The sequence below is a fragment of the Pyxidicoccus sp. M6 genome, from assembly GCF_055568925.1.
In genome coordinates this window covers 12,679,894-12,702,305 of the sequence record NZ_CM145714.1, presented here as the reverse complement: position 1 = coordinate 12,702,305, position 22,412 = coordinate 12,679,894, and the positions used below count along the sequence as shown (strand labels likewise).

Below are 22,412 nucleotides of genomic sequence, written 5' to 3'. Positions count from 1 at the left end.
TCTCGGTGCCCGGGTCGCGAAGCCCGACGACGAAGCGGGGCGGGGCGTGCTCCCCGCCCCTCGGACTCTCTCGACAGCCTGTTAGTGGCTGAAGCGCGCGACGTACAAGTCGTACGCGCCGAAGCCGCCCTGGGCCGTCAGGGTGACGCCGTTCAGCCAGAGGCCGTTGGTGTAGCCGCCGGCCACGTGGACATCACCCGCGGCGTCCACCGCCGTGTGCGCGTCGAAGCCGTCGCCCACGAGAGGCAGGCCCCACAGCAGCGCGCCCGCGCCGTCGAGCTTCGCGACGTAGCGCTGCACGTCACCCGAGCCCGGCAGCGGGCCCGCGCCCAGGTCGATGGCACCGGTGTACTGGCCGCTGGTGGCGATGTTGCCGGCCGCGTCCAGCGCCACGCGCTCGCCGTGCTGCGAGCCCGAGGCGTCCGTGAACTGGCGGCCCCACAGGCCATGGCCCGTGGTGTCCACCTTCACGAGGAAGGCGTCCGACGCGGACTGCGCGGGCAGCACCACGGTGTCCACGGCGAGCGAGCCGCCGAAGCCACCGGTGAGGAGGCCGTTGCCCGCCGCGTCCGTGGCGATGCCGTAGGCCACCTGGTCCGCCGCGTCACCGAAGCGGCGGCCCCACGAAAGGCCACCCGTCGCGTTGTACCGGCCGATGAAGATGTCCTGCCCACCCCGGCTGCGCATGGCGCTGGAGCCGAGGTTGAGGTAGCCGCTGAAGCCGCCGGTGAGCAGCACGTTGCCCGAGGCATCCGTGGCCAGGCCCAGCGCCTGAGGGGCGAAGGTGCCGCCGCTGGTGGGCTCGAAGCGCTTGCTCCACAGGTGGTTGCCGGACGCATCCAGCCGCGCGAGGAAGAGGCCTTGAGTGCTGGTGAGCGCGCCGCCGCCGAAGTTCAGCGTGCCGTTGAAGAAGCCCGCCACCGCCACGCGGCCCGTGCCGTCCACCGCGATGCGCGGCGTATTCACATACGCGCCGGGGAAGCCCTTGCTCCACACGCACGCGCCCGCCGCGCTCAGCTTCACCACGAAGACGCTGCCGGTGCCCTGCGCCAGCGGACCACAGCCGAAGTCCGGCGTGCCGTAGTAGTTGCCGGCCAGCAGGATGTTGCCGGACGCGTCCACCGCCAGCCGGCGCTCGTAGTCCACGAAGCCGAAGTCGTCATCGCTGATGTGCGGAATGGAGCGGCTCCACACGTGCCCGCCCGCGCCGTCCAGCTTCGCCACGTACAGGTTCCAGTAGTAGTTGTTCGGAGGCAGCGCCCCGCCGCCCAGGTTGAACCCGCTGCCGCCGTATTCGCCCACCAGCACGGTGTCGCCCGAGGCCGTCGCCGCGACGTCCTCCGCCCACTGCTGGGAGATGTCTCCGAAGCTCAGGCTCCACAGGTTCGCCCCCGGCTGCGCCAGCGCATCGCCCGCGCCCAGCCCCAGCACCGCCGCCAGCACGACTCCCACTCCGTCACGCTTCTTCATGTGCGAGTACTCCTGTCCAGGTGAGTGCGTCCCCGCCACGCAGCGGCTCCGCGCGGCGAGAGCGCACGCACCGGTAACACGCCGGGGTGACGTCGGGGCCGACACGTGTGTCGCGGTTTTGTCACCGGACGTAAACGCAATTCAGTGGCGTGCGAATGCGACACCCATGACAGCGGAGCCCCACCCGGGTGTGCAGCGCGCTGCACGATGCGTGCGGGCCGCACTCGGAAGCGGGCAGGGCACGCGACTTGCTCTTCCCGCCCGTAGTGGCCGGCCGGGTCCACGCTCGTGGGAGCAGCGTCATGAAGAGGCGTGCGGTTGCGTTGGGCTTGCTGTGGCTGTGGTTCCTGTCTCCGGCGGTGGCCCGGGCGGAGAGCCGCGCGTTCGATTTCTCCAGCAGCCGCTCGCGGTCCGCGCGCCTCATACCGGTGCGCACGCCCCGGGCCTACGGCCTGAGGGGGGAAGACCGCATCCGCGCGCTCTCGCCGGCGAGCGCCACGGTCACCACCACGGAGGAGAGCATCCCCGCGCACCTCTGGGTGGTTCCGCTGATTCTCACCGGAGCGGGGTTCCTCGGTGGCATCGCCCTGTGTGTCCTCCCCTATGCCGGCGATAGCGACATGTCCTGTGGAACGGCCCTGCTGGGGGGCACCATCCTGGGTGCCATGCTCGGCCTGGGCTATCTCTATGCGGCGGAGTGCGCCGACTCGGAGGAGGGGTGCTCCGAGCCGTGCGACGAGGACACCGAGTACTGCGAGGACTCCGAGGCCGCGAAGGGCGCGCAGCGGCGCGCAACCCTGCGCGACGCGCGCCGCAAGCTGACGCACGGCATGCCACGCGGCACGCGGGGCCTGCCGCTGGGACTGTCGCCCACGGTGGGCTTCGTCAACGACAGGGCCGTCTTCGGGCTGGGCGGCCACTTCTGACGAGGCGGCCTACTCGAACAGGGAGACCTCGCTCAGCTTCCACAGCCTGCCGGAGTAGCTCCCCCGCTCCTCCGTCACCCTCAGCCGGACGTAGCGCACGGGCGTCTCGTTCGTGAGGGGGGCATCGAGGAAGATGGGCTGCGTGTTCTCCTCCATCGGCGCGTCGTGGAAGGGGCTGTCGTTGGCGGAGTTCAACAGGGCGCTCAAGGCGATGCGGAAGTACCACTCCTCCGGGTCGAAGAGCACGGCGGTGGAGCTTCCGAGCCTCACCCACGCGCCGCCATCCAGGCTGCCTTCCAGCACCACCTGCACGCGGCCGAGATGGTCAATCGACGTCTCCAGGTCCCTCACCACCACCCTGTGCAGGCGCGTGGGCGCATTCAGCGTGAAGGTCAGCGCATCCACGCCCGCGTCATCGTCGTCATCGCCTTCGCTCACCGGGCGCGGCAAGACGGCCTCGAGCTTCCCGTCCGTGAAGGGACAGGGACGGTCCACGGGGGCCGGGCTGCACGAGGTGCCCCGGCTCACCGGCCGCAGGGTGCCCCGCGGCAGGGGGACGCGCGGGCTCCTCCACTCCACGCGGAAGTCCATGTCGCCGACCTTGGCGCCTATCGGCTGGAAGGACCACGTGCCCTCGCTGGCGGCCCGCATCTGGGCCTCCACGGCCTCGAAGTCCTCCAGCACATAGGGGCCGGGGGCCCACGGGGAGACGGCACCGGACATCTGCCAGACGAGCCCGTCTCCGCCGTGGAGCTGCAACACCGGCTTGGGCGTGGTGGGATGGGCGACACGCACCTCCGAGCCGACATGAATCTCGGGCACCGTCGCCGTCGGAGGCGTCTCGGGAGCGGGCGGTGCGGCGGCGAAGGACAGCGAGGGCCCGTCGCCCACCGTGAGGCCCCAGGCCCACGGCTGCAGCAGGGGCAGGTCCGCGTCGTCCCGGAAGTAGAGGACGGCGAAGACGCCGCTGCCGTCCGGCTCCTGCGGTGGGTACATGCGGAAGCGGTGCCACACGGTGGCCTCGAAGCCGTCCTGCGTATAGCCCTCCAGGTAGAGGTCTCCGGAGACGGTCTCCAGCAAGAAGCCTCCCGAGGCCTCGGTGGTGGCCTCCGTGTACGGCGCGTAGTCCCAGACGCGCGGCTCGGGGTCCATGTAGTCGTCCCAGTCTTCCAGGCTGCTCCGCGCGCGTTCCAGGTACACCCGGGTGCCGCCGGCCGGTGAGCCGTCCGGGCGCTTCACGTCGCCGTACAGGAAGACGGGGTCCTCCGGCCTTCGCTCGCAGCCGGTGGCGAGGAGCGCGAGCAGCGTGAGAGTCATTGACGAAGCGCGCATGTCAGTAGGTCCCCTTGAGGCCGAACATGGGAAGGATGACGGGCAGGCGCACGGGCTTGCGCCGCGGGCCCGACTCCTCCAGGAGGTAGTCGTACGCGAACGTCTCCTGCTGGGCGGAGATGTTGAGCACGTCCAGGTACGCGTCGAGCGTGAAGTCCTCCATGGCCCACGACTTCGACGCGCGGAAGTCCACGCGGAAGAAGTTGCTCAGCCGCTCGACGCGGTCTTCGTCCTGGCGCACCCACTCGGTGCGCCCGTGGTCGTCCGTCACCAGGCGCTGCGTCTGCGAGGACACCTGCCCGGACTCGGGCCGGCCGGTGTTGAAGTGCACCACCGTGCCGAACGTCCAGGTGTCGAACTTGTAGCTGAGCGCGGCGTTGAAGACGTGTGCCTGCTCGAAGGCGAAGGGCAGCGTGCCCTCCAGTGACTCCACCACGCGGTTGTCGTCACCGTACCGGTCGAAGCGCACGCGGCGCTTCGACTGGAGGAAGCTGTAGGACGCCCAGCCGAACCAGTTGCCGCCCAGCGGGTGTCGCGCCATCAGCTCGAAGCCATAGGCGTAGCCGCTGGCGGACGGGTCCTCGTTGATTCCGCCGCGGCGCCGGTTCTCCACCACGTCCAGCACGTCGAACTCCACCGTGCGCGACAGCGGGTTGTAGAAGGCGTCGCCGCTCAGCTCCAGTCCCTCGGCGGCCTTCCACTCGGCGCCCACGTCGAGCTGCGCGCCGGACTGGAGGCCGTAGCGCAGGCCGGCGGTGTCCAGCGCGGGCAGGTGCAGCAGCACCGTGGGCGGCTGGTGGAAGAGGCCCGCGCCGCCCTTGAGGGCCAGCGTGTCCGTGAGCTGGTGCCGCACGGTGATGCGCGGCTCCACGGCGGTATGGGTGATGCCGGGCACCAGGTGATACGCGTCCACGCGCACGCCGGGCTGGATGAGCCAGCGCTCCGCCGGAAGCCACGTCGCGCTGGCGTACGCACCGGAGAAGGTGGCCAGCGACGACGGGCTCTTCAGCGGGTCCACGGTGATGCCGGGCCGGTTGCCCGGGGCAAGGGCCTTGCCGGTGATGGTGGTGGAGGCGCGCCGGTGCTCCACGTCTCCACCCACGGCCACCTCCAGCGTTTCGGTGAAGTGCCGCCGCCAGCCCGCGCGCGCCGAGTACGTCGTCTGCTCCACCCCGTAGTCGCCCACGTGCTCCACCACCATCTCCTCGCCGGGGCGCGGCTCCACCGTCTCCTCGCCGGAGAGGCCCACCTCGTCGACGCCCACCGTGAGGCCCACCTCCACCTCGCCCCCGCCCAGCGGGTGCGTGCCGCGCAGGTCCACCCGGTGGAAGCGGGACACCACGGACGCGCCCGTGTTGCCCAGCGAGTCCCTGGACGGCGAGGCGCCCACGTCGTCCGAGCTGCCCAGGGCGAACAGCCGCACCCGTCCCTCGCCCACCTTCTGCTCCACGCGGGCCTGGTAGTCGTAGAAGTTGGCGTGGATTTTCTCGCCCTGGGTGCCGGCGAACAGCTTCGTGCCCAGCCCAATCAGCAGGCCCGTGTAGCTGACGCGTCCCGCGACGCTGACGGAGGTGCCCGTCTCCTGGAAGGGGTACTCGATGAAGCCGCCGGCGTTGATGAAGTCCGCGTACGCCGTGAAGTGCAGCCTGTCCTCGCGAGGCCGCGAGAGGCGCCCCTCCACCGCGCCGCCCAGCAGGCGGCCGAACCGCACCGGCGGCGTGCCCGGGTAGAAGTCCACCGTGTCGATGAAGTCCGGGTGGATGACCGCGGGCCCCAGCATCAGGTGATACAGCATGGGGATGCGCACGCCGTCGAGGAAGAAGCCCGTGGCCGCCGGCTGGCTGCCGCGCACCACCGGGTAGCTCACGCCCGAGGCGACGCTGCCCACGCCCGGCATCAGCATGACGACGCGGAACGGGTCTCCCATGGTGCCGGGCACCTCGCGAATCTCCTGCTCGTGCAGGCTGATGCGCGTGACTTCCGTGCGCGGCCGCTCGTCGCGCACCACGGTCTCGTACGGATTCACGCGGCCGGGCTGCAGGCGGTAGACGACCTGCACGGACTGTCCCTCCGACACCGTCTCCTCGAAGGTGGCGGGCTGGTGGCCGGGCGCGCGCACCTCCACGCGGTGCTTGCCCGCGGCGACTTGCAGCGTGAAGCGTCCCTGCGGGTCCACGGTGCCGGCGGGCTCGGTGCTTCCGTCGAGGAAGAGGGTGGCGTCCACGAGGGGCCGGCGCGTGCCCCGGGCGCGCACCTCGCCTGTCAGGCGCGCGGTGGCGGCGGGCACCTGCACGGGTGGCTCGAAGCGGTAGACGAAGGGCAGGCGCACCGCGACGGGCGTGCCGCCCAGCGTGGCCGGGGTGAAGCGCAGGCCGGGCGCGGCCTTCAGCGCGGCCTCGGTGAGGCGCGGCTCGGCGGGGGCGTGGACGACCTTCACCTCGGACACCGCGCCCTGCGCGTCCACGAGCAGTTCCAGCGTCACCTCGCCGGGCGTGCCCTCCAGGCCCTCGGGCCATGGGGCGGGGGACTCCGCCACCAGCGAGGGGGGCACCAGCTTCGCGTCGGCGCCGCCGGGGGTGAGGCCCAGGCGCTCGGCGTCCTCGGCGGACACGGACGTGCCCCCGTCGGTGGCCTGGACGTCCACCTCCACCGCGCGAGGCTCGCTGGCGGGCGAGGGCACACCCTGGGCGCTCGCGGTGCAGGGCACCAGCGCCACGAGGAGGAGGCAGTACAAGCGTTGCAGTTGCATCGGACGCACCAACACCGGGGCTCGCGAATCGTGCATTCCGGCCGATGCGGTTCGCGGGCGCCGCGTATATCAGCCTGGGAAGTCCTCCTCAAAACCCCCCAGGCGGCTGGCGCGGTCAGCGGCGCGTCGATTTTTCCGAGGGGCTGTCGTTGTCCACGGGCTCCGGGGCCACGGGAGCCTGCGCGGGCCGTGGAGGTGGGGCGAGGTAGTTCGTGTTGCTCAGGTACTGCCCGGTGCGCGGCAGCTCGTTCGCGCGAGGGCCCTTGTAGCGCACCACGTAGAGGCCGCTGTTGATGTCGGCCATGTAGATGAGGCCGTTGTAGAGGATGGGGTGGGACCAGAACCACACGTCGGGGCTCTCGCGGAAGCGCTCCACCACGCGGGAGGCGGGCTTCGGCACATAGACGCCCACCTCCATGGGCAGCACGGGGTTGGCGATGTCCCAGGCGCGCAGCCCCGCCGAGTACCAGGAGATGAAGAAGAGGTTGGGGAAGACGAGCTGCTGGTGCGGAGAGAACTCGCGCAGGAGCGACGGGTCTCCGGGGCCGCCGGCCACGCAGTTGGGCTCCAGGTTCTCCGGCACCATGTAGCGGGAGACGACCTGTGGCCGCCGCTCGTTGGAGATGTCCAGGATGTGCCCCCAGCTCCACGGGCAGGTGTTGGTGCCGTTGCGCTCGCCGGAGATGAGCAGGTCCGGCCGGCCCGGCACCCGGTACGCCGAGTGCTCCGTCCACGCGTACGGCGGCGTGAAGTCCACGCGCGCGTCCGGGTCCGGGTTCAGCTTGCGCAGGCACAGGTTGGGGTCGGTGTTGCTCGTCTCGTCGGTGGTGACGGTGTCGCGGGTACACGGCTCGCGGTTCGCCAGCCGCGAGCTGTCCAGCACGTAGTAGCCACCGTGGATGTTGGCCACGTACACGCGCGTGCCGTCCGGTGAGACGGACATGGAATGCACGTTGTTGCGCTGCACGGGCGGCTTCTCCGTGTCGAAGACGAAGTGGTCATCCCGCCACTCGAAGGGCTGCACCGGCTGCACGCGGGGCACGGCGGGGGCGAGGGTGAAGGTGGCCACCGGCTCGGGGCTGATGGGGCCGTCCGGAGGCGCCATCAGCTCGAAGACGCGCAGCGACGGCTCGCGCACGTCACCCAGGTGGATGGAGGAGAAGAGGAGGAAGCGCGCGGGCTCGCGCGGGTCTCGCCAGAGGAAGAACTCGTGCGGCCGGTCGATGCCGAGCGGAATCGTCTGCCGCAGCACCGGGTGGCGGCAGTCGGTGATGTCATAGATTTGGTAGTTGTTCACCGCGCTGCTGTCCTCGCCCGTCTCGCGGAAGTTCATGATGATGAGCGTGCGCGCGTCGGGGATGGTGCGCAGCTCGCGCGAGGTGGCGTTGAGGATGGTGGGGAGCGCGCCCACGGACTTCGGCCTGCGCGGGTTGGAGATGTCGAGGATGAGCACCTCGGGCGGCATGGGCGGTGTGCCGAACGCGGGGCCGGTGCCGGGCCTTCGGCCGACGCGGCTGCCCACGTAGAGACAGTCGCCGGAGATGGCGACGGGCCCGTTGAGGCCCCGGGCGATGGTGTCTCCCGGGTTGGGCAGCGGGTTGTAGCCGACGAGCTCGAAGTTGTCGGTCTGCGGCAGCTCGTGCAGCGGCTGGCGCAGCGCGCCGATGATGGGGCGAGGCACCTTCTTGAACGGCGTATCCACCACGGGCGGGTAGCGAGGGTGCTTCCACGGGGAGTCCGCCGTCTGCGCCGCGCTGCTCGAAGAGAGCGCCAGCGCCAGCAGCCCGGTGAGCGTCAGCCACGTCCTCATTGCTCCAGCCATGCATCCTCCGTGCGTCCGCGTGTCCGCTTCCGCGAAGGGGCGCACGGTAGGGATGGCTTTGCGAAGCCAACATCGGGCCGCGAGTGGGGGCTCCACGCGAGCCCGTGGACAACTTTCATGGCTTGCGGGGTGAGCAGGGCTCGCGGAGCCTGGTCGTGCGTTCGAGGAGGGACGCGCGAGCGCCTCGTGGGGTGTTGGACCTGCGTTCGGGACAAGGGTGGCCGGGTGCACACGGCACGGCCCGGGTGGGCATGAAGCATGTGCGCCACCGCACGCGGGGGCGGGGCAGGCGGCTGGGCCTGTGGAGGCGCGCGCGTGAGCATCACTACTCTTTTTCACAGTCAATGAATGACGCGGTGCTGGGAAGGGAGGCAGGCCCATGCGCACGCCCAAGGACACACTGTTGCTCCGAGGCCTGGAGCATTCGCTGGCGGGACGCCCATCGGAGGCGGTGAAGGCGCTCCTCTCCCTGCACGCGCTGCTGGACGTGCACGGGGAGCCGGAGGACCTGCACTACCTCCTCTTCGCCAGGGCGCTCTCGCGGAGGCTGGAGGGCTCGGGCGCGGTGACGCGCAATCCCTACTTCGACTCGGAGCCGGAGCAGGGGCCGCGGCAGATTGATTTGTTCCGCCTGCTGATGACGCACATGCCGCTGGCGTCGGCGGCGGACGCGGTGGCCAACACGCTGCTGATGGGGCTCTTGCGCGGGCACCCCGAGGCGACGCTGCTGGACGTGGGCATCGGCCAGGCGCGGCAGGAGTGCGGGCTGCTGCGCGAGTTGGCGAAGGCAGGCGCGCTGCCGAGGCGCTTGACGCTGGTGGGCGTGGACCCGAGCGGCGCCAGCCTGCGGCAGGCGGAGGCGTCGGTGGCGGAGGTGGCTCGCGAGGTGGGCGCGGCCGTGCGCTTCGTGGGGCTGGAGACGCCGGTGGAGTCGCTGGCGGACGCGACGTGGGAGGCGCTGCGCGGCGTGCCGAGGCCGCTGGTGGTGAATGCGGCCTTCGCCCTGCACCACGTGGCGGAGACGCCCGACAGCGGAGGCGCGGCGAGGGACGCGGTGCTGCGGCACCTGCGCGCGCTGGAGCCGACGGGCGTGGTGCTGTGCGAGCCCAACGTGGACCACCACCGCGCGCCGGTGCGCGAGCGCTTCCGGAATGCGTGGAACCACTTCACGAGCCTGTTCCATCTGCTGGACACGCTGGACGTGCCAAGGGAGGAGCGCGCGGCGATAAAGCGCTTCTTTGGCCGCGAGGTGGATGACGTGGTGGGCACGGTGGACGAGTCGGCCCGCTGCGAGCGGCACGAGACGGCGCAGTCCTGGCTGGACAGGCTGCGCCGCGCGGGCTTCGCGCCGCTGGAGGCGCTGGCGCGGATGCGGCCCGTGGACGTGCACCCGGCGGTAACGTTGAGACGCGAGCGGGGCTTCGTGGGAATCTCCTACCGGGACGACACGCTGGTGGCGGTGCTCGGCGCGCGTCCGACGGAGGGGCATCGATGACGAACGAAGCATCCGACCCACTCGCGGCGAAGGTGCTGAGGCGCTGCCGCGAGGCGGGCGTGCGGCTGGCGCTGGTGGAGGCGTGCACGGGCGGCCTGGTGTGCGCGCGGCTGACGGACGTGCCGGGCGCGTCGGCGGTGGTGGAGCGCGGCTTCATTCCGTACTCGAATGAGTCGAAGGTGGAGCAGCTCGGCATGCCGCTGGAGTTGCTCCAGAAGCACGGCTCGGTGAGCGCGGAGGCGGTGGAGGCGCAGGCCCGCGCCGCGCTGGAGCGCTCGCGCGCGGACTGGGCGGTGGCGGAGACGGGCATCGCCGGCCCGACGGGCGGCACGCCGCAGAAGCCGGTGGGGCTGGCCTTCGTCGCGGTGCAGCGCAGAGGTGGCAAGGCCACGGTGGAGCGCCACGTCTTCAGCGGAGACAGGAGCGCGGTGCGCCGGGCCATCGCGGACCGCGCGCTGGAGCTGCTGCTCGAAAGGCTGGGCGCGGAATCATGAACTGAACGCTCGCACCGCCCTGGTGGACGCCTATCGGCGCGTGGCCGGTTTCTCTACTCTTTTAATCACGCCAGAACGGCCCAACCCGCATTTCCTGTTTCACAAGGAGCGCCCCGGTGTTCCAGATAGAGGTCGACCGGCAGCACGCCATCGTGGACTTCATCCTCGACGGCTACATCCGCGTGGAGGAGATGCAGCGCTTCGTGGCGGAGCTGCGAGGCGCCACGGACTCGCTGGCGGGGCAGGACATCAAAATCAAGGCGGACGTGAGGACCTTCAAGCCAGCGTCGCCGGAAGCGGCGGACATGATTCGCCGCGTGCAGGAGTACGGCCTGCGCTCGGGCGTGGTGCGCGTGGCGGAGCTGGTGGAGAGCCAGATTGTGGCGCTCCAGCTCAACCGGATTGCGCGCGAGAGTCACACGGACCGGATTCTCCGGCGCTTCTGGCAGGAGGCCTCCGCGCGCCAGTGGCTCATCCACGGCGACGAGGACATGGGGATGCATCCGGGGGTGTGAGGGGGCTGGAGGCTGGCGCGCGGCTCTGCTGGATTGGAACGCGCGATGGGGTTCGCGGACGCGCGCGACCTGGTGATGCTGGAGGATGAGCCCGACGGGCTCGGTCTGGAGTCGCACCACGCGGCGGTGGGCAAGTCCGCTGCGGACACCTGGCCGGAGGACGCCCGGATGCAGCTCCGCGAGGCCTCCGTCTGCGCGAGCTGGCGGTGTCTGCGTCAGCGACCTGAGCCCGTCGCCCAAGCCGAGCGGGGACGGCAGTGGAAGGAGCCGTCACGCCGCCAGCACGAGCAGTGCGGCGAGCCCCACGTACAGGGGCACGTTGAATGCCAGGGTGAGCCGGTTGATGCGGTGGAAGCGGGCCTGCTCCTCGTCGGCGAACCAGATGCCCTCGTCGCCCGTGGTGCGTCCCTCCACCGCGTGGAAGAAGAGCGCGGCGTAGGCCACCTCGACGAACAGGCTCACCAGCACCAATCCCATGAAGGCCAGTGCCCACACGTCCGCGCTGCCTGGCGATTCCATCCACCGAGCGCGGCCCCAGAACAGACCGCCGAGCACCAGCGCGATGCAGGCCACGTCGTGCGCCACGCCGTACGGTGGGCGCCAGCTCTTCGTCACGTAGAGCAGGTACAGCTCCGCCGCGCCGCGCAGCCACATGAAGAGGGCGAAGGCACCGAGCACCGCGCGCGCTTCCGTGGGCACCCGGGCATCCATCGCCACCAGCGGGCAGACGAGGAACCAGAGGAACACCGCGTAGAAGAGCCACGCCAGCTTGGGCCCCGAGATGCGGCCGCCTCGCGCGCCCTTCGAGTTCTGCGCGCGGCGGAAGAAGAGCGCGGCCACGGCGCAGAGGAGCGCGAGCACGGCGAGCAGCACGCGGGTGTGCGGGGAGAGCATCAGAAGCGCCGGGGCGAAGGGTAGTGCGAGGGAAAGCGCGCCACGTACCACTCGCGCAGCCGGGGCAGGTGCTCCAGCGAGACTTGCGGGTGAAGGTGGTGCACCACGTGGCAGCCCACATTGCGAGGCGCGAGCCACAGCCGGCCCAGCCACCCGAGGCCGTGGTCCGCCGTCACCGCGAGCACGTCCGCCAGCGTGCGCCCGTGGGCCTGTGCAGGGGTGTGCTCCGCGAGCAGCCGATGCGCGTTGAAGCCCGAGGCCACCAGCAGCGGCAGCCCGTAGCCCAACGCCACCGCGTGAGGCCAGCGCCATGCGAGCGCGAGCACACCGAGGTGGAAGAGCACCTGTCCCAGCTCCGAGCGTGCGCAGGCCCGTACTTCTTCGGACTCGGAAAGCCCGGTGGGGGCCGGTGTCTGGAGTCCCGACGTCGCGCAAGACCTCACTTCATCCGAGTCAGTGCGTCCGGTGGACGCACGGGCCTGGAGGAACAGCCGCGCATACGGCACGCGCAGCGCGGGCACCACCCACGCGAGCAGTCCCACCGGCCCGCGCAATATCCAGAAAGGAACCACGCCCACCAGCAGCAACCACGCGCGTGCCATGCGCCATCCGTGCAGCGGCCTGCGCCGATATGGGTCCGTCGGTAGCCCCGCGTCGTGGTGGTGGCGCAGGTGGTGGTAGCGCGTGGACTCCCAGGTGCTCGCCACCGGGTAGCCCGCGAGCACCTCCAGGAGCCTCAGGCCCATGCTCTTGCGCCGCACGCTCAGGTGCACCGCGTCGTGGAAGATGACGCCCAGCGCGTGAATCCTCCCGGCGATGACGAGCACCGCGAGCGGTGTCACCCACGGCCACCGCGCCATCGCGAGCCAGCACGCGCCCATCCACGCCCACTCGATGGCGGCGAGCTGTAACAGTCCCGGCACGGTGGCCTGTACCAGCAGCTCGCGTGGCACCGCGGCGCGTCGGGGAAGGGAGTCGGGGGCTGTGCTCGCGGTTTGCAATGAGGCGCTCATGACATGAACCGGCACTCAGGTGAGCACATGCGGGGAGGGCGGATGCAAGCCCCTGCCCTGATTGGACAGCACGAGGGAGGCGGGGCACGCTCGGGGGACCTGCCCGGTCTGGTGCCGAGGCGTGAGTCGCGCAGGGCCGGAGGCGGCGAACCATGAGCGCTGGACCGGGGGCGAACCTCGCTGCACAGGTGTATGCCCCGCTGCACACGACACCGCGCGTCGAGCGCTGGGGCTGGACCTGGCCCCGATGGAACGACCCGCGCCTGCCCTTCGCCGCGCTCCTCACCCTCTACGGCGTGCTGGGCTTCACCTTCTTCGGCTTCAACCGCAGCCCGTGGCAGATGCTCACCATCGTCGTCACCGGCTGCACGCTGGACGTGGCGCTCGGGTGGTTGCTGGCGCGGCGCAGGGAAGTGCCGCTGAGCGCGTACATCTCCTGCTGCTCGCTGGCACTGCTGCTCAACTACTCTCACTCGAGCTGGCTGCTCTTCCTGCCGGTGTGGCTCGCCATCGGTTCCAAGTACGTGCTCACCTTCGAGGGCAAGCATGTCTTCAACCCATCCATGTTCGGCGTGGCGCTGTCGCTGCTCCTCACGCGCGAGCTCATCACCGCCGCGCCCGCGTACCAGTGGGCCAACGGCAACGTGGCGCTGTCCGCCTTCATCCTCATGGCGGCGCTGGTGCTCTTCTTCTTCCGCGTGGGCCGGGGCTGGCTCGTGGCCAGCTTCCTCGTCTTCTACGCGCTCCAGACGGCGCTGCGCGCGTACATCATGCGGCACCACCTGCCGCCCGAGGTGCTGTTCCTCGGCACGCTGGGCGCGCCGTCCTTCTTCATCTTCGTCTTCTACATGCTCACCGACCCGGCCACCTCGCCGGGCGCGCGGCGCGGGCAGATTCTGCTCGCCCTGGCGATAACGCTGGTGGACCTGGTGCTGCACCTCAAGGAGAGCGTCTACACGTTCTTCTACGCGGCTCTCACCTGCGCCACCTTGCGCTTCCTCTTCCTCCATGCGCGCGCCGCGTGGAAGCGCGGTGCGGGTGAATCACTGAAGCGCCTGTTGTCTCCCGCGTACCTGAAGCGCATGGGACTGGTGGGTGGGCTCGGCGCTGTCATGGCCGTGGGCTTCACCGTGGCCGCCGCGCCCGGTGTCCGCGCGAAGCCGCTGGCCTTCCACATGGACCGCGTGGACGTGGCGGCGGCGGGGCTCGGCTCGCGCATGGGCCACACGTTGGAGGAGTTGGACCCGCGTCTCGCGCACGTGGCGAAGTGGCTGGTGGCGGTGGGCGACGCGGTGGCCACGGGGGACTACGACGGGGACGGGCGCATGGACCTGTTCCTCACGCACCCACTGGGCACGCCCGAGTTCCACGCGGGCCTCTACCGCAATCTCGGCGACCTCCGCTTCGAGCGCGTGCCGGTGCCCGCGCTGGAGCGCTTCGCCACCCGCTACAAGGAAGAGGGACTGGCGGGCGGCGGCACCTTCGTGGACTGGGATGGAGATGGCGACGCGGACCTCGCGGTGGCGGTGGCCTTCGGGCCGGTGCGCCTCTTGCGCAACACGCTGCGCGAGACGGGCGCCGCAGGCTTCGAGGACGTCACGGATGCGGCGGGTGTGACGGACCACGCGGTGAGCCTGGGGCTCACGTTCCTCGACTACGACCGTGATGGGCACCTGGACCTCTTTGTCCTCAACGCGATGACGACGTACCTGCCGGACTACTCGCCGCCGGTGCCACTCAACCTCTTCCGCCTTCCGCAGCCGGAGACTCCGGGCGACCGGCGCATGTTCCGCTTCATGCACGACGGCTGGCACGACGCGACGAATGGCGGCCTCAACGCGCTGTATCGCGGCCGGGGCGACGGCACCTTCGAGCGGGTGGACGTGAAGGCGATGGGCCTGGGGGACACGCACTGGTCGCTCGCGGTGAGCACGGTGGACCTCAACCACGACGGCTGGACGGACCTGTACGTGGCCAACGACTTCGGGCCGGATGACGTCTACCTCAACGAGCAGGGACGCCACTTCCGCCACGTCGTTGGCCGCCTCTTCGGGGAGATTGGGAAGGACACCTACAAGGGCATGAATGCGTCCGTGGCGGACTTCGACCGCAACGGGTGGCTCGACGTGTACGTCTCCAACGTGCACCACTCGCTCCAGGCGGAGGGCAGCCTGCTGTGGATGGTGGGGCCGGGCGAGGACGCGTTCACTCCGGCGTTCCGCGACGAGGCCACCTTCCGTGGCGCGCTCAACGAGCGGCGCTTCGGCTGGGGCGCGGCGGCGGGGGATTTGGACAACGACGGCTGGCCGGACATCGTGCAGGCCAATGGCATGGTGGATGACCGGCTCGACGATGCGCGGTGGCGCATCCCCGAGGGCCAGCGCAAGGACTACTGGTACGTCAACCACAAGCTGATGCAGTCCGGCCCCGAACTCCACACGTACGCGGACAAGTGGGGCGACATCCGTGGACGCGAGCTGTACCCGAACGAGGCGCGGCGCGTGTACCTCAACCTCGGCGAGGAGAACCCCGGGCACTTCGTGGACCTGGCTCGCGAGCTGGGCATGGACGACCCGGACAACTCGCGTGGGGTGCTGCTCGCGGACCTGGACGATGACGGGGATTTGGATGGGCTCGTCACCAACCAGCACGCGCCGGTGTCGCTGTACCGGAACACGCTGCGCGGCGCGGCCTCTCCGGAGTCGCACTTCGTGGGGCTGACGTTGGTGGGCAACGGCACGGGCACGCACCGGAGCGCTGTGGGCTCGCGCGTCGTCCTCTCCTACGTGGAGGACGGGCGGCGCGTGGAGCAGGTGCGAGAGGTGGGGGTGATGGGCGGGTTCTCCGCGTCGGCGGACCCCCGGCTGCACTTCGGCCTGGGGCGCTACTCCGGGCCGGTGAAGGCGGAGGTGCACTGGTACGGCGGCGCGGTGCAGGAGGTGACGCTGGAGCCGGACCGCTACCAGGAATTGCGACAGCCGGCGGACGCCTCCGCGCTGCGCGGGAGCGCCACGCCATGATGTCTCCGCTCAAGGGCTCCACGGTGCGGTGCGAGTCGCTCACCGAGGCACAGCGTGCACAGATGCTGGCGCTGATGCAGCTCTGCTACTCGGGCGTGTCGGCGGAGCGGTTCGCGGAGGATTTGGACGGAAAGCAGTACGTCATCCTCCTGCACGCGCGGCGTGGTGGAGAGTTGGTGGGCTTCAGCACGGTGCGCGTGGCGGAGGAGCGCGCGGGGGCTCGGGTGGTGGAGGTGGTGTACTCGGGGGACACGGTCATCCACCCGGACTGGTGGGGACACAAGGTGTTGCAGGTGTGCTTCGGGCGCTTCCTGCTGTCTCGCAAGCTGCGCAACCCGCTGCGCCCGCTGCACTGGCTGCTGTTGAGCGCGGGCTTCAAGACGTACCTGCTCGCGGTGAACTACTTCTGGAGGACGGTGCCCCGGAGGGACTGGACGCCGCCGCCCGGGCGCGAGGACTTCCTGCGCGCGCTGGCCACGCGCTGGTTCGGCGCGCAGTACGACGCGGCTCGGGGCACGCTGCGCTTCCATGGTGCGCACTACCGCGTGAGGGATGGCATCGCGCCCATCGACCGCGCGGCGGCGGCACATCCGCACATCGCCTTCTTCGCCGAGCGCAACCCCGGCCATGTGGACGGTGAAGAGTTGGTGTGCCTGGTGGAGATTCGTTGGTGGGACCTGACGCGTGCCTTGGGGCGCAGCGTGTGGGGCCAGCTTCGCGGCTGGGCGCGGCGCGGGTTGCGGCAGGTGGGCGTCCGCGTGGGGACGTGAGGAGACGTGCCGTGATTGCGTCCTCCATGTTGCTGGGTGGGCTGCATGCCGCGCTGGCTCCTTCCGCGCTGCGCTTCCACCGCGCCCTGCGTGACCCCGAGACGGCGCAGGCAGAGTGTCTGTCGCGGGTGCTGCGTGCTGCATCCGGGAGCCAGCAGGCCACACGCATCCCGGGCTTCGAGCGGGTGCGCAGCGCCCGGGAGCTCCAGGATGCGGTGCCGATGGCGACGCCCGATGGCGTTGCTCCCGACGTGGAGCGGATTGCCGCCGGTGAGGCCCATGTCCTCACCCGCGAGCCGGTGATTCGCTTCGAGCCTTCGGGTGGCTCCTCGGGCGCGAGCAAGCTCGTGCCGATGACGCGGGGCCTGCTCGATGAATTCCAGCGCGCCCTGTCCCCCATGCTGTTCGAGTTGCTCCATCACAGGCCCGTGCTCCGCACCGGACCGAGCTACTGGTCCATCTCTCCCATGGGCAGGAGGCAGGGGAGGACGGCGGGCGGCATCCCGGTGGGAAGCGTGGAGGACAGTGCGTATTTCTCTCGCGCGCTGCGGCCGTTGCTCTCGCGGGTGTTCGCGGTGCCGGGCACGGTGGGGGCGCTGCCGGACGTGGAGCGGTGCCGTTACGTGACGCTGTGGCACCTCGTCGCTCGCGCGGACCTGACGCTCATCAGCGTGTGGAATCCCAGCTTCCTCACGCTGCTCATGGACGCGCTGGAGCGGCACGGAGCGCGACTGGCGGAAGACCTGGAGCGGGGGACCTGCCGTCCGCCGGAGGCGGAGGAGGTCAGTGAAGTCCTCTCCCGCATGCGCTTCACCCCGCATCCCGAGCGCGCCGCCGCGCTGCGCTCCGCCCTGCGGCATGGACTCCAGGCCCGTGAGCTGTGGCCACGTCTCTCCCTGCTCAGCATGTGGACGGAGGCGCAGGCGGCGCACGCCGTGCCCGCCGCGTGCCGCCGCTTCAGCGGCGTGGAGGTACAGGGCAAGGGACTGCTCGCCACCGAGGGCGTCATCACCGTGCCCCTCTTCGACGCGCCCGCTCCCGTGCTCGCCGTGCGCAGCCACTTCTTCGAGTTCCTCGACGCGGAGCTCCCGGACGCGCGCCCGCGCCTCGCGCACGAGCTGGAGCGGGGCCGGACGTACACGGTGCTCCTCTCCACCTCGGGAGGGTTGCTGCGCTACCGGCTGGGAGACCTCGTGCGCGTGGAGGGCTTCCGGCATGCGACGCCCTGCCTGCGCTTCCTCGGCCGCGCGGATGCCGTCTGTGACCTCGTGGGGGAGAAGCTCTCCGCGACACGTGTCGCCGCCGTGCTGGACGCCGCGCTTCCGCCCCTCTTCGGTGGCGTGCGCCCCGACTTCGCCATGCTCGCCCCCGAGTGGCAGCCGGGGCCTCCCGCCTACCGGTTGTTCCTCGACACCGCCGCTCCTGATTCACGCCTCACCGAGGCCGCGGACGCGGTGGAACGCGCGCTCCTCGAAGGTCACCACTACCGCTACGCGCGGGAGCTGGGGCAGCTCGGTCCGGTGCGTGCGGTACGCGTCACGGATGGCACGCGCCGCTACGAGGCCCGCTGCATCGAGCTCGGCCAACGCGCGGGTGACATCAAGCCCATGGACCTGCACCGCCTGCCCGGTTGGTCCGCCCACTTCTCGGGAGCCGCCGCATGAGACAGCCCCAACACCTGCACCCCGTCGAGACTCCTCGCGCTCCCAATGTGGACCTCGAAGCGGAGGCCGACCTCGCCCGCTGTGGCGCGCTCAAGGACTACTGGTACGTGGCCTGTCTCTCCACCGAGCTGAAGGCGGGGGCTCCGCTCGCGCGCACGCTCTTCGGCACGGGCGTGGTCCTCTTCCGCGACTCGCAAGGCCGGCCCACCGCGCTGCGCGACCGCTGCCTGCATCGCAACGCGCGGCTGTCTCGCGGGGCCGTGTTCGACGGGCGTCTCGGCTGCCCGTACCACGGCTGGGTCTACGACGCGTCCGGCGCGGTGGTGGAGGTGCCCTCGCTCGGGCCCTCGCAGCGGAGTGAGTTGCTGGACGCGGAGGCCTGTGCCCGCGAGGGGCTCCAGCCCGAGCCCTGCAAGCTGGGCCAGCTCCAGCGCTTCCCCACGGTGGAGCAGGACGGGCTCGTCTTCGTCTTCATGGGCGGCACCGACGCGTCGCGCGCCCGCGCCGAGCCGTTCCGCGTTCCCTACTGGGGGCAGCCCGGGTGGACCGTCTACTTCATGGTGACGCGCTTCCCGAACGGCGTGACGAACCTCGTCGAGAACTTCATGGACGTGCCGCACACGCTCTTCGTCCATCCGGGCTGGTTCCGGAAGCCGGCGAGCCGGCGCGTCCCCGCGACGGTGCGGCGCACGGCGGGCAGCGTGCTGGTGACGTACAAGCAGGAGCAGGACACCGTCACGGGGCTCGGCCGCCTCTTCAATCCGAGCGGCCTGCCGCTGCTCCACACAGACAAGTACTACGTGCCCAACGTCACCCGCGTGGACTACCTCTGGGGCGACCACGGCTTCGTCATCAACTCGCAGTGCACGCCCATCGGGCCCACGGACAGCCTCGTCTATACGGCCATCAGCTATCGGCTCCCGGTGGACGTGCCGGGCGCGCTGGTGGGACGGGCGCTGAAGCCGCTGGTGCGCTGGTACACGCGGCAGGTCATCCAGCAGGACGTGGTCATCATGGGCATCCAGCGCGAGGGGCTGCTCGACGGGCCCGGTGGCGGCGTCTACTCGGGTACCGAGGCGGACCTGCATCACGCGGACATCGAGGCGTACCGCCGGTGGCTGCGCGAGGGCGGCCATGGCGCCGGCCCCGAAGAGGCCGAGCGCGACATGGCCTTCTGGATATGAGGGGGCGAGGCTCTCCGAGGTGACTCACCCGCGACGGGAGTCGTAGCCCGAGTGGCCACGCGTCGAGTGCTCACGCTCCCAGCGCTCGCGCTCCAGCCGCGCCTGCCGCTCGCGCTCCAGCCGCTCCTTGCGTTCGCGCTCGATGCGGGCGAGGCGCTCCCGCTCCGCGCGCTCGCGCTCGATGCGGGCCTGACGCTCGCGCTCGATGCGGGCGAGGCGCTCCCGCTCCGCGCGCTCGCGCTCGATGCGGGCCTGGCGCTCCCGCTCCTGGCGCTCGCGCTCGATGCGGGCCAGCCGCTCGCGCTCCAGCCGTTCCCGCTCCGCGCGCTCGCGCTCCACCCGGCCGTTCGGCTCGCCCACCCGGATGGAGGAGGCCTCGTGCACGCCCTGGGCGAGCACCGGGCTCCCGACGGACATCGCCAGCACCACGAACACCCGAATCAGCTTCGCCTTCATGACGGCCTCCAGTCGCCGCGGCGTCGTTGCCGCGTTCTGTCCCTTCGGACGGGAGACCCCGGGGACGATTCTTCTGCCGCCCATTTCCGTTCATTACGGGGCCGAGCCACCCCTCCCCCCAATCCCATATCAGCCGAAATTCGAGGTCCGGAGGCCACACATCATTGGAGCATTCTCGCTCCACGGGGAAAAATAACGTAAATTTAGTTTACCAAATGGGGGTTGCGCCCCTCGGAAACACCCCCTCCGCAAGTAACGAAACACTTTGAAACAAAAAACACGCACTGGGGGTTTGAAATCTCTATTCCAGTTGTGTCACGAATAGCGGGCCTTTCTCCCTGGAGGTATCTCGTTGGCTATTCGAGTCTTGAAGAAGTTTGGCGCGGCATGGCTGGGTCTGACTCTCGCGGCGTGCGGCACGGTCGACCCCTCGGCCGGTGACGACGCTCAGGCGGGGGTGAAGGGGGGGGAGGACATCCAGGAGTCGCTGGGCGTCCTCAAGAACGCGGGTGTTGCCGGTATCCATGAGGACGGCATCCCGTCGACGGTTCGCGGTGAGCTCGGCCACGTCGAGCGCTCGCTGTCCGCCATGAGCGTGGGCGAGCTGGCGCTGGCGGCCGCGCCGACGCTGGCGGCGGTGACGCCGGTGTTCCGCCTGAAGCCGGAGGACATGTACCTGCGCAGCGCCCGCACGGACGAGCAGGGCAACCAGCACCTGCGCTACACGCAGACCAAGAACGGCCTGCCCGTGGTGAACGGCGAGCTCGTCGTCCACGTTCGCCCCAACGGCTCGGTGTACCTGGCCAACGGCTCCGCCCGTGACGGCGTGAACCTGCCCGCCAAGGCCGCCCTGGCCGGCAGCGCGGCGGAGATTGCCGCGGTGCGCGCCACCGCTGGCGGCCAGACGGCCTCCGGCACGCGCCTGGTGTACGTGCGCGACAACGACGAGAAGCTGCGCCTCGCTTTCGAGGTGACGGTGACGGGCGAGCAGGACGGCACGCCCCTGCGCGACCTGGTGTACGTGGACGCCCTCAACGGCGCGGTGGCCGCTCGCTTCCCGCAGATCCACTCCGCGCTGAACCGCAAGGTGTACTCGGCCAACAACGGCACGAGCACCCCGGGCACCCTGAAGCGCAGCGAGGGCCAGGCCGCCATCGGCGACGCCCACGTGGACCAGAACTACGACCAGCTCGGCTTCACGTACAACTGCTACAAGACGCTGTTCAACCGCGACTCCATCGACAACGCGGGCGCGACGCTCATCAGCACCGTGCACTACAGCACCAACTACGTGAACGCCTACTGGGACGGCACGCAGATGGTGTACGGCGACGGTGACGGCGTGAACTCCATCGAGCTGGGCAAGGACGCGGACGTCACCGTCCACGAGCTGACCCACGCCGTGACGGAGCACGAGTCCAACCTCACCTACTCCGGTCAGTCCGGCGGCCTGAACGAGGCCATGTCCGACACCTTCTCCGCCATCTGCGAGAGCTGGGCCTCGGGCACCTGGAGCACCGCCGCCGCCATCTGGATGATTGGCGAGGACATCTGGACCCCCGGCACCGCGAACGACGCGCTCCGCTACATGGATGACCCGGCCAAGGACGGCGCGTCCAAGGACTGGGCGGCCAACGTGACGTCTTCCACGGACGTGCACTACAGCTCGGGCGTGCCCAACCTGGCCTTCGCGCTGCTCTCCAAGGGTGGTCTGCACCCGCGCGGCCGCTCCACCATCAACGTGCCGGCCATCGGCGTCGAGAAGGCCGCCCGCATCTGGTACAAGGCCAACACCGACCTGTTCACGGCCTCCACCACCTTCGCGAACGCGAAGACGTGGACCATCCAGGCCGCCGCGGACCTGGGCTACGACACCGCCACGCAGGACGCCGTGAAGGCCGCGTGGGAGGCCGTGGGCGTGGGCGTCACCACGCCGCCGCCCACCACCACCCCGCTGACCAACAACGTCGCGGTGACGGGCATCGGCGACAGCTCGGGCAACAGCAAGTACTACACGCTCGTCGTGCCCTCGGGCGCCACCAGCCTGAAGTTCACCACCTCCGGTGGCACGGGTGACGTGGACCTGTACGTGCGCTTCGGCGCCGCGCCGGACTCCGCTACCTACGACTGCCGTCCGTACGCCAGCGGCAACGCCGAGACGTGCACCATCACCAACATCCAGGCCGGCACCTACTACGTGATGCTGAACGCGTACTCGACCTACTCGGGCGTGACGCTGCTCGGCGCGTACACCACGGGCACGCCGTCCGGCAACGTGCTGCAGAACAACGTCCCTGTGACGGGCCTGGCCGGCGCCGCCAGCTCCGTGTCGGCCAACTACACCCTGGCCGTGCCGGCGAACACCGCGGCCACCATCTCCATCTCCGGTGGCACGGGTGACGCCGACCTGTACGTCCGCTTCGGCGCCGCGCCGACGACGTCCACGTACGACTGCCGTCCGTACAAGTCCGGCAACGCCGAGTCCTGCACCATCACCAAGACCACGGCGGGCACGTACTACGTGAACATCCGTGGCTACACGGCCTACTCGGGCGTGACGCTGCTGGGCAAGTACTAGTCCTCAGCGCTGTCTGAAGCACCGGCACCC

16 protein-coding genes are annotated in these 22,412 nt (G+C 70.4%); 9 read left to right on the top strand and 7 right to left on the bottom strand.

Annotated elements, in window-relative coordinates; all coding sequences use genetic code 11:
• Positions 1-81: 81 nt before the first annotated feature.
• Positions 82-1,470, bottom strand: coding sequence for a hypothetical protein (locus tag ACVTJA_RS50155; RefSeq protein WP_465831735.1), 1,389 nt, complete (start codon positions 1,468-1,470; stop codon positions 82-84).
• A gap of 302 nt (positions 1,471-1,772) precedes the next feature.
• Between ACVTJA_RS50155 and ACVTJA_RS50150 the strand changes: the two genes are divergently transcribed.
• Positions 1,773-2,396, top strand: coding sequence for a hypothetical protein (locus ACVTJA_RS50150; RefSeq protein WP_465831733.1), 624 nt, complete (start codon positions 1,773-1,775; stop codon positions 2,394-2,396).
• Positions 2,397-2,405: 9 nt separating this feature from the next.
• Here the strand turns inward: ACVTJA_RS50150 and ACVTJA_RS50145 are convergent, their stop codons facing one another.
• From ACVTJA_RS50145 to ACVTJA_RS50135, 3 genes are all read right to left on the bottom strand, one after another.
• On the bottom strand, positions 2,406-3,728 hold the full coding sequence (locus ACVTJA_RS50145; RefSeq protein ID WP_465831731.1) for a hypothetical protein: 1,323 nt from the start codon (positions 3,726-3,728) through the stop codon (positions 2,406-2,408).
• A gap of 1 nt (position 3,729) precedes the next feature.
• Positions 3,730-6,477: a TonB-dependent receptor domain-containing protein gene (locus ACVTJA_RS50140; protein ID WP_465831730.1), complete on the bottom strand. Its 2,748-nt coding sequence runs from the start codon at positions 6,475-6,477 to the stop codon at positions 3,730-3,732.
• A gap of 115 nt (positions 6,478-6,592) precedes the next feature.
• The gene (locus tag ACVTJA_RS50135; RefSeq protein WP_465831728.1) at positions 6,593-8,299 is read right to left on the bottom strand and encodes an LVIVD repeat-containing protein; all 1,707 of its coding nucleotides are present in this window, start codon (positions 8,297-8,299) and stop codon (positions 6,593-6,595) included.
• Between the two features lie 379 nt (positions 8,300-8,678).
• Between ACVTJA_RS50135 and ACVTJA_RS50130 the strand changes: the two genes are divergently transcribed.
• The 3 genes from ACVTJA_RS50130 (at position 8,679) to ACVTJA_RS50120 (ending at position 10,803) form a co-directional block, all read left to right on the top strand.
• On the top strand, positions 8,679-9,794 hold the full coding sequence (locus ACVTJA_RS50130; RefSeq protein ID WP_465831726.1) for a GRAS family protein: 1,116 nt from the start codon (positions 8,679-8,681) through the stop codon (positions 9,792-9,794).
• Positions 9,791-10,288 (top strand): CinA family protein, encoded by a 498-nt coding sequence (locus ACVTJA_RS50125; RefSeq protein ID WP_465831724.1) that lies wholly within the window; start codon positions 9,791-9,793, stop codon positions 10,286-10,288. Before ACVTJA_RS50130 ends, ACVTJA_RS50125 begins: the two co-directional genes overlap by 4 nt.
• A gap of 116 nt (positions 10,289-10,404) precedes the next feature.
• The gene (locus tag ACVTJA_RS50120; protein ID WP_465831722.1) at positions 10,405-10,803 is read left to right on the top strand and encodes a hypothetical protein; all 399 of its coding nucleotides are present in this window, start codon (positions 10,405-10,407) and stop codon (positions 10,801-10,803) included.
• Between the two features lie 270 nt (positions 10,804-11,073).
• Here ACVTJA_RS50120 and ACVTJA_RS50115 read toward each other — a convergent pair whose 3' ends face one another.
• Positions 11,074-11,697 (bottom strand): hypothetical protein, encoded by a 624-nt coding sequence (locus ACVTJA_RS50115; protein WP_465831720.1) that lies wholly within the window; start codon positions 11,695-11,697, stop codon positions 11,074-11,076.
• Positions 11,697-12,650 (bottom strand): fatty acid desaturase family protein, encoded by a 954-nt coding sequence (locus ACVTJA_RS50110; protein ID WP_465831718.1) that lies wholly within the window; start codon positions 12,648-12,650, stop codon positions 11,697-11,699. The genes ACVTJA_RS50115 and ACVTJA_RS50110 overlap by 1 nt, the downstream gene beginning before the upstream one ends.
• Before the next feature lie 212 nt (positions 12,651-12,862).
• Between ACVTJA_RS50110 and ACVTJA_RS50105 the strand changes: the two genes are divergently transcribed.
• The 4 genes from ACVTJA_RS50105 to ACVTJA_RS50090 are packed head-to-tail and all read left to right on the top strand — an operon-like array spanning position 12,863 to position 19,348.
• Positions 12,863-15,730 (top strand): FG-GAP-like repeat-containing protein, encoded by a 2,868-nt coding sequence (locus ACVTJA_RS50105; protein ID WP_465831717.1) that lies wholly within the window; start codon positions 12,863-12,865, stop codon positions 15,728-15,730.
• Positions 15,727-16,500 carry a hypothetical protein gene (locus tag ACVTJA_RS50100; RefSeq protein ID WP_465831715.1) on the top strand — a complete coding sequence of 258 codons (774 nt, stop codon included), beginning with the start codon at positions 15,727-15,729 and terminating at the stop codon, positions 16,498-16,500. Before ACVTJA_RS50105 ends, ACVTJA_RS50100 begins: the two co-directional genes overlap by 4 nt.
• Positions 16,501-16,526: 26 nt before the next feature.
• Complete coding sequence (locus tag ACVTJA_RS50095) at positions 16,527-18,164, top strand: GH3 auxin-responsive promoter family protein (RefSeq protein ID WP_465840714.1); 1,638 nt, start codon at positions 16,527-16,529, stop codon at positions 18,162-18,164.
• Positions 18,161-19,348 carry a Rieske 2Fe-2S domain-containing protein gene (locus ACVTJA_RS50090; RefSeq protein ID WP_465831713.1) on the top strand — a complete coding sequence of 396 codons (1,188 nt, stop codon included), beginning with the start codon at positions 18,161-18,163 and terminating at the stop codon, positions 19,346-19,348. The genes ACVTJA_RS50095 and ACVTJA_RS50090 overlap by 4 nt, the downstream gene beginning before the upstream one ends.
• A 24-nt stretch (positions 19,349-19,372) precedes the next feature.
• Here the strand turns inward: ACVTJA_RS50090 and ACVTJA_RS50085 are convergent, their stop codons facing one another.
• Positions 19,373-19,804 carry a hypothetical protein gene (locus ACVTJA_RS50085; protein ID WP_465831712.1) on the bottom strand — a complete coding sequence of 144 codons (432 nt, stop codon included), beginning with the start codon at positions 19,802-19,804 and terminating at the stop codon, positions 19,373-19,375.
• A 352-nt stretch (positions 19,805-20,156) separates the two neighbouring features.
• On the opposite strand from ACVTJA_RS50085, the gene ACVTJA_RS50080 reads away from it, so the two are divergent.
• Positions 20,157-22,382 carry a M4 family metallopeptidase gene (locus tag ACVTJA_RS50080; RefSeq protein ID WP_465831711.1) on the top strand — a complete coding sequence of 742 codons (2,226 nt, stop codon included), beginning with the start codon at positions 20,157-20,159 and terminating at the stop codon, positions 22,380-22,382.
• Positions 22,383-22,412 lie beyond the last annotated feature (30 nt).

What these genes read in the sequence shown, in the direction of transcription:
- ACVTJA_RS50090 (WP_465831713.1), top strand. Translation starts at nt 18,161, where the DNA reads ATGAGACAGCCCCAACACCTGCACCCCGTCGAGACTCCTCGCGCTCCC.
- ACVTJA_RS50145 (WP_465831731.1), bottom strand. Translation starts at nt 3,728, where the DNA reads ATGCGCGCTTCGTCAATGACTCTCACGCTGCTCGCGCTCCTCGCCACC.
- ACVTJA_RS50115 (WP_465831720.1), bottom strand. Translation starts at nt 11,697, where the DNA reads ATGCTCTCCCCGCACACCCGCGTGCTGCTCGCCGTGCTCGCGCTCCTC.
- ACVTJA_RS50085 (WP_465831712.1), bottom strand. Translation starts at nt 19,804, where the DNA reads ATGAAGGCGAAGCTGATTCGGGTGTTCGTGGTGCTGGCGATGTCCGTC.
- ACVTJA_RS50135 (WP_465831728.1), bottom strand. Translation starts at nt 8,299, where the DNA reads ATGGCTGGAGCAATGAGGACGTGGCTGACGCTCACCGGGCTGCTGGCG.
- ACVTJA_RS50105 (WP_465831717.1), top strand. Translation starts at nt 12,863, where the DNA reads ATGAGCGCTGGACCGGGGGCGAACCTCGCTGCACAGGTGTATGCCCCG.
- ACVTJA_RS50150 (WP_465831733.1), top strand. Translation starts at nt 1,773, where the DNA reads ATGAAGAGGCGTGCGGTTGCGTTGGGCTTGCTGTGGCTGTGGTTCCTG.
- ACVTJA_RS50100 (WP_465831715.1), top strand. Translation starts at nt 15,727, where the DNA reads ATGATGTCTCCGCTCAAGGGCTCCACGGTGCGGTGCGAGTCGCTCACC.
- ACVTJA_RS50130 (WP_465831726.1), top strand. Translation starts at nt 8,679, where the DNA reads ATGCGCACGCCCAAGGACACACTGTTGCTCCGAGGCCTGGAGCATTCG.
- ACVTJA_RS50155 (WP_465831735.1), bottom strand. Translation starts at nt 1,470, where the DNA reads ATGAAGAAGCGTGACGGAGTGGGAGTCGTGCTGGCGGCGGTGCTGGGG.
- ACVTJA_RS50125 (WP_465831724.1), top strand. Translation starts at nt 9,791, where the DNA reads ATGACGAACGAAGCATCCGACCCACTCGCGGCGAAGGTGCTGAGGCGC.
- ACVTJA_RS50140 (WP_465831730.1), bottom strand. Translation starts at nt 6,477, where the DNA reads ATGCAACTGCAACGCTTGTACTGCCTCCTCCTCGTGGCGCTGGTGCCC.
- ACVTJA_RS50095 (WP_465840714.1), top strand. Translation starts at nt 16,527, where the DNA reads ATGTTGCTGGGTGGGCTGCATGCCGCGCTGGCTCCTTCCGCGCTGCGC.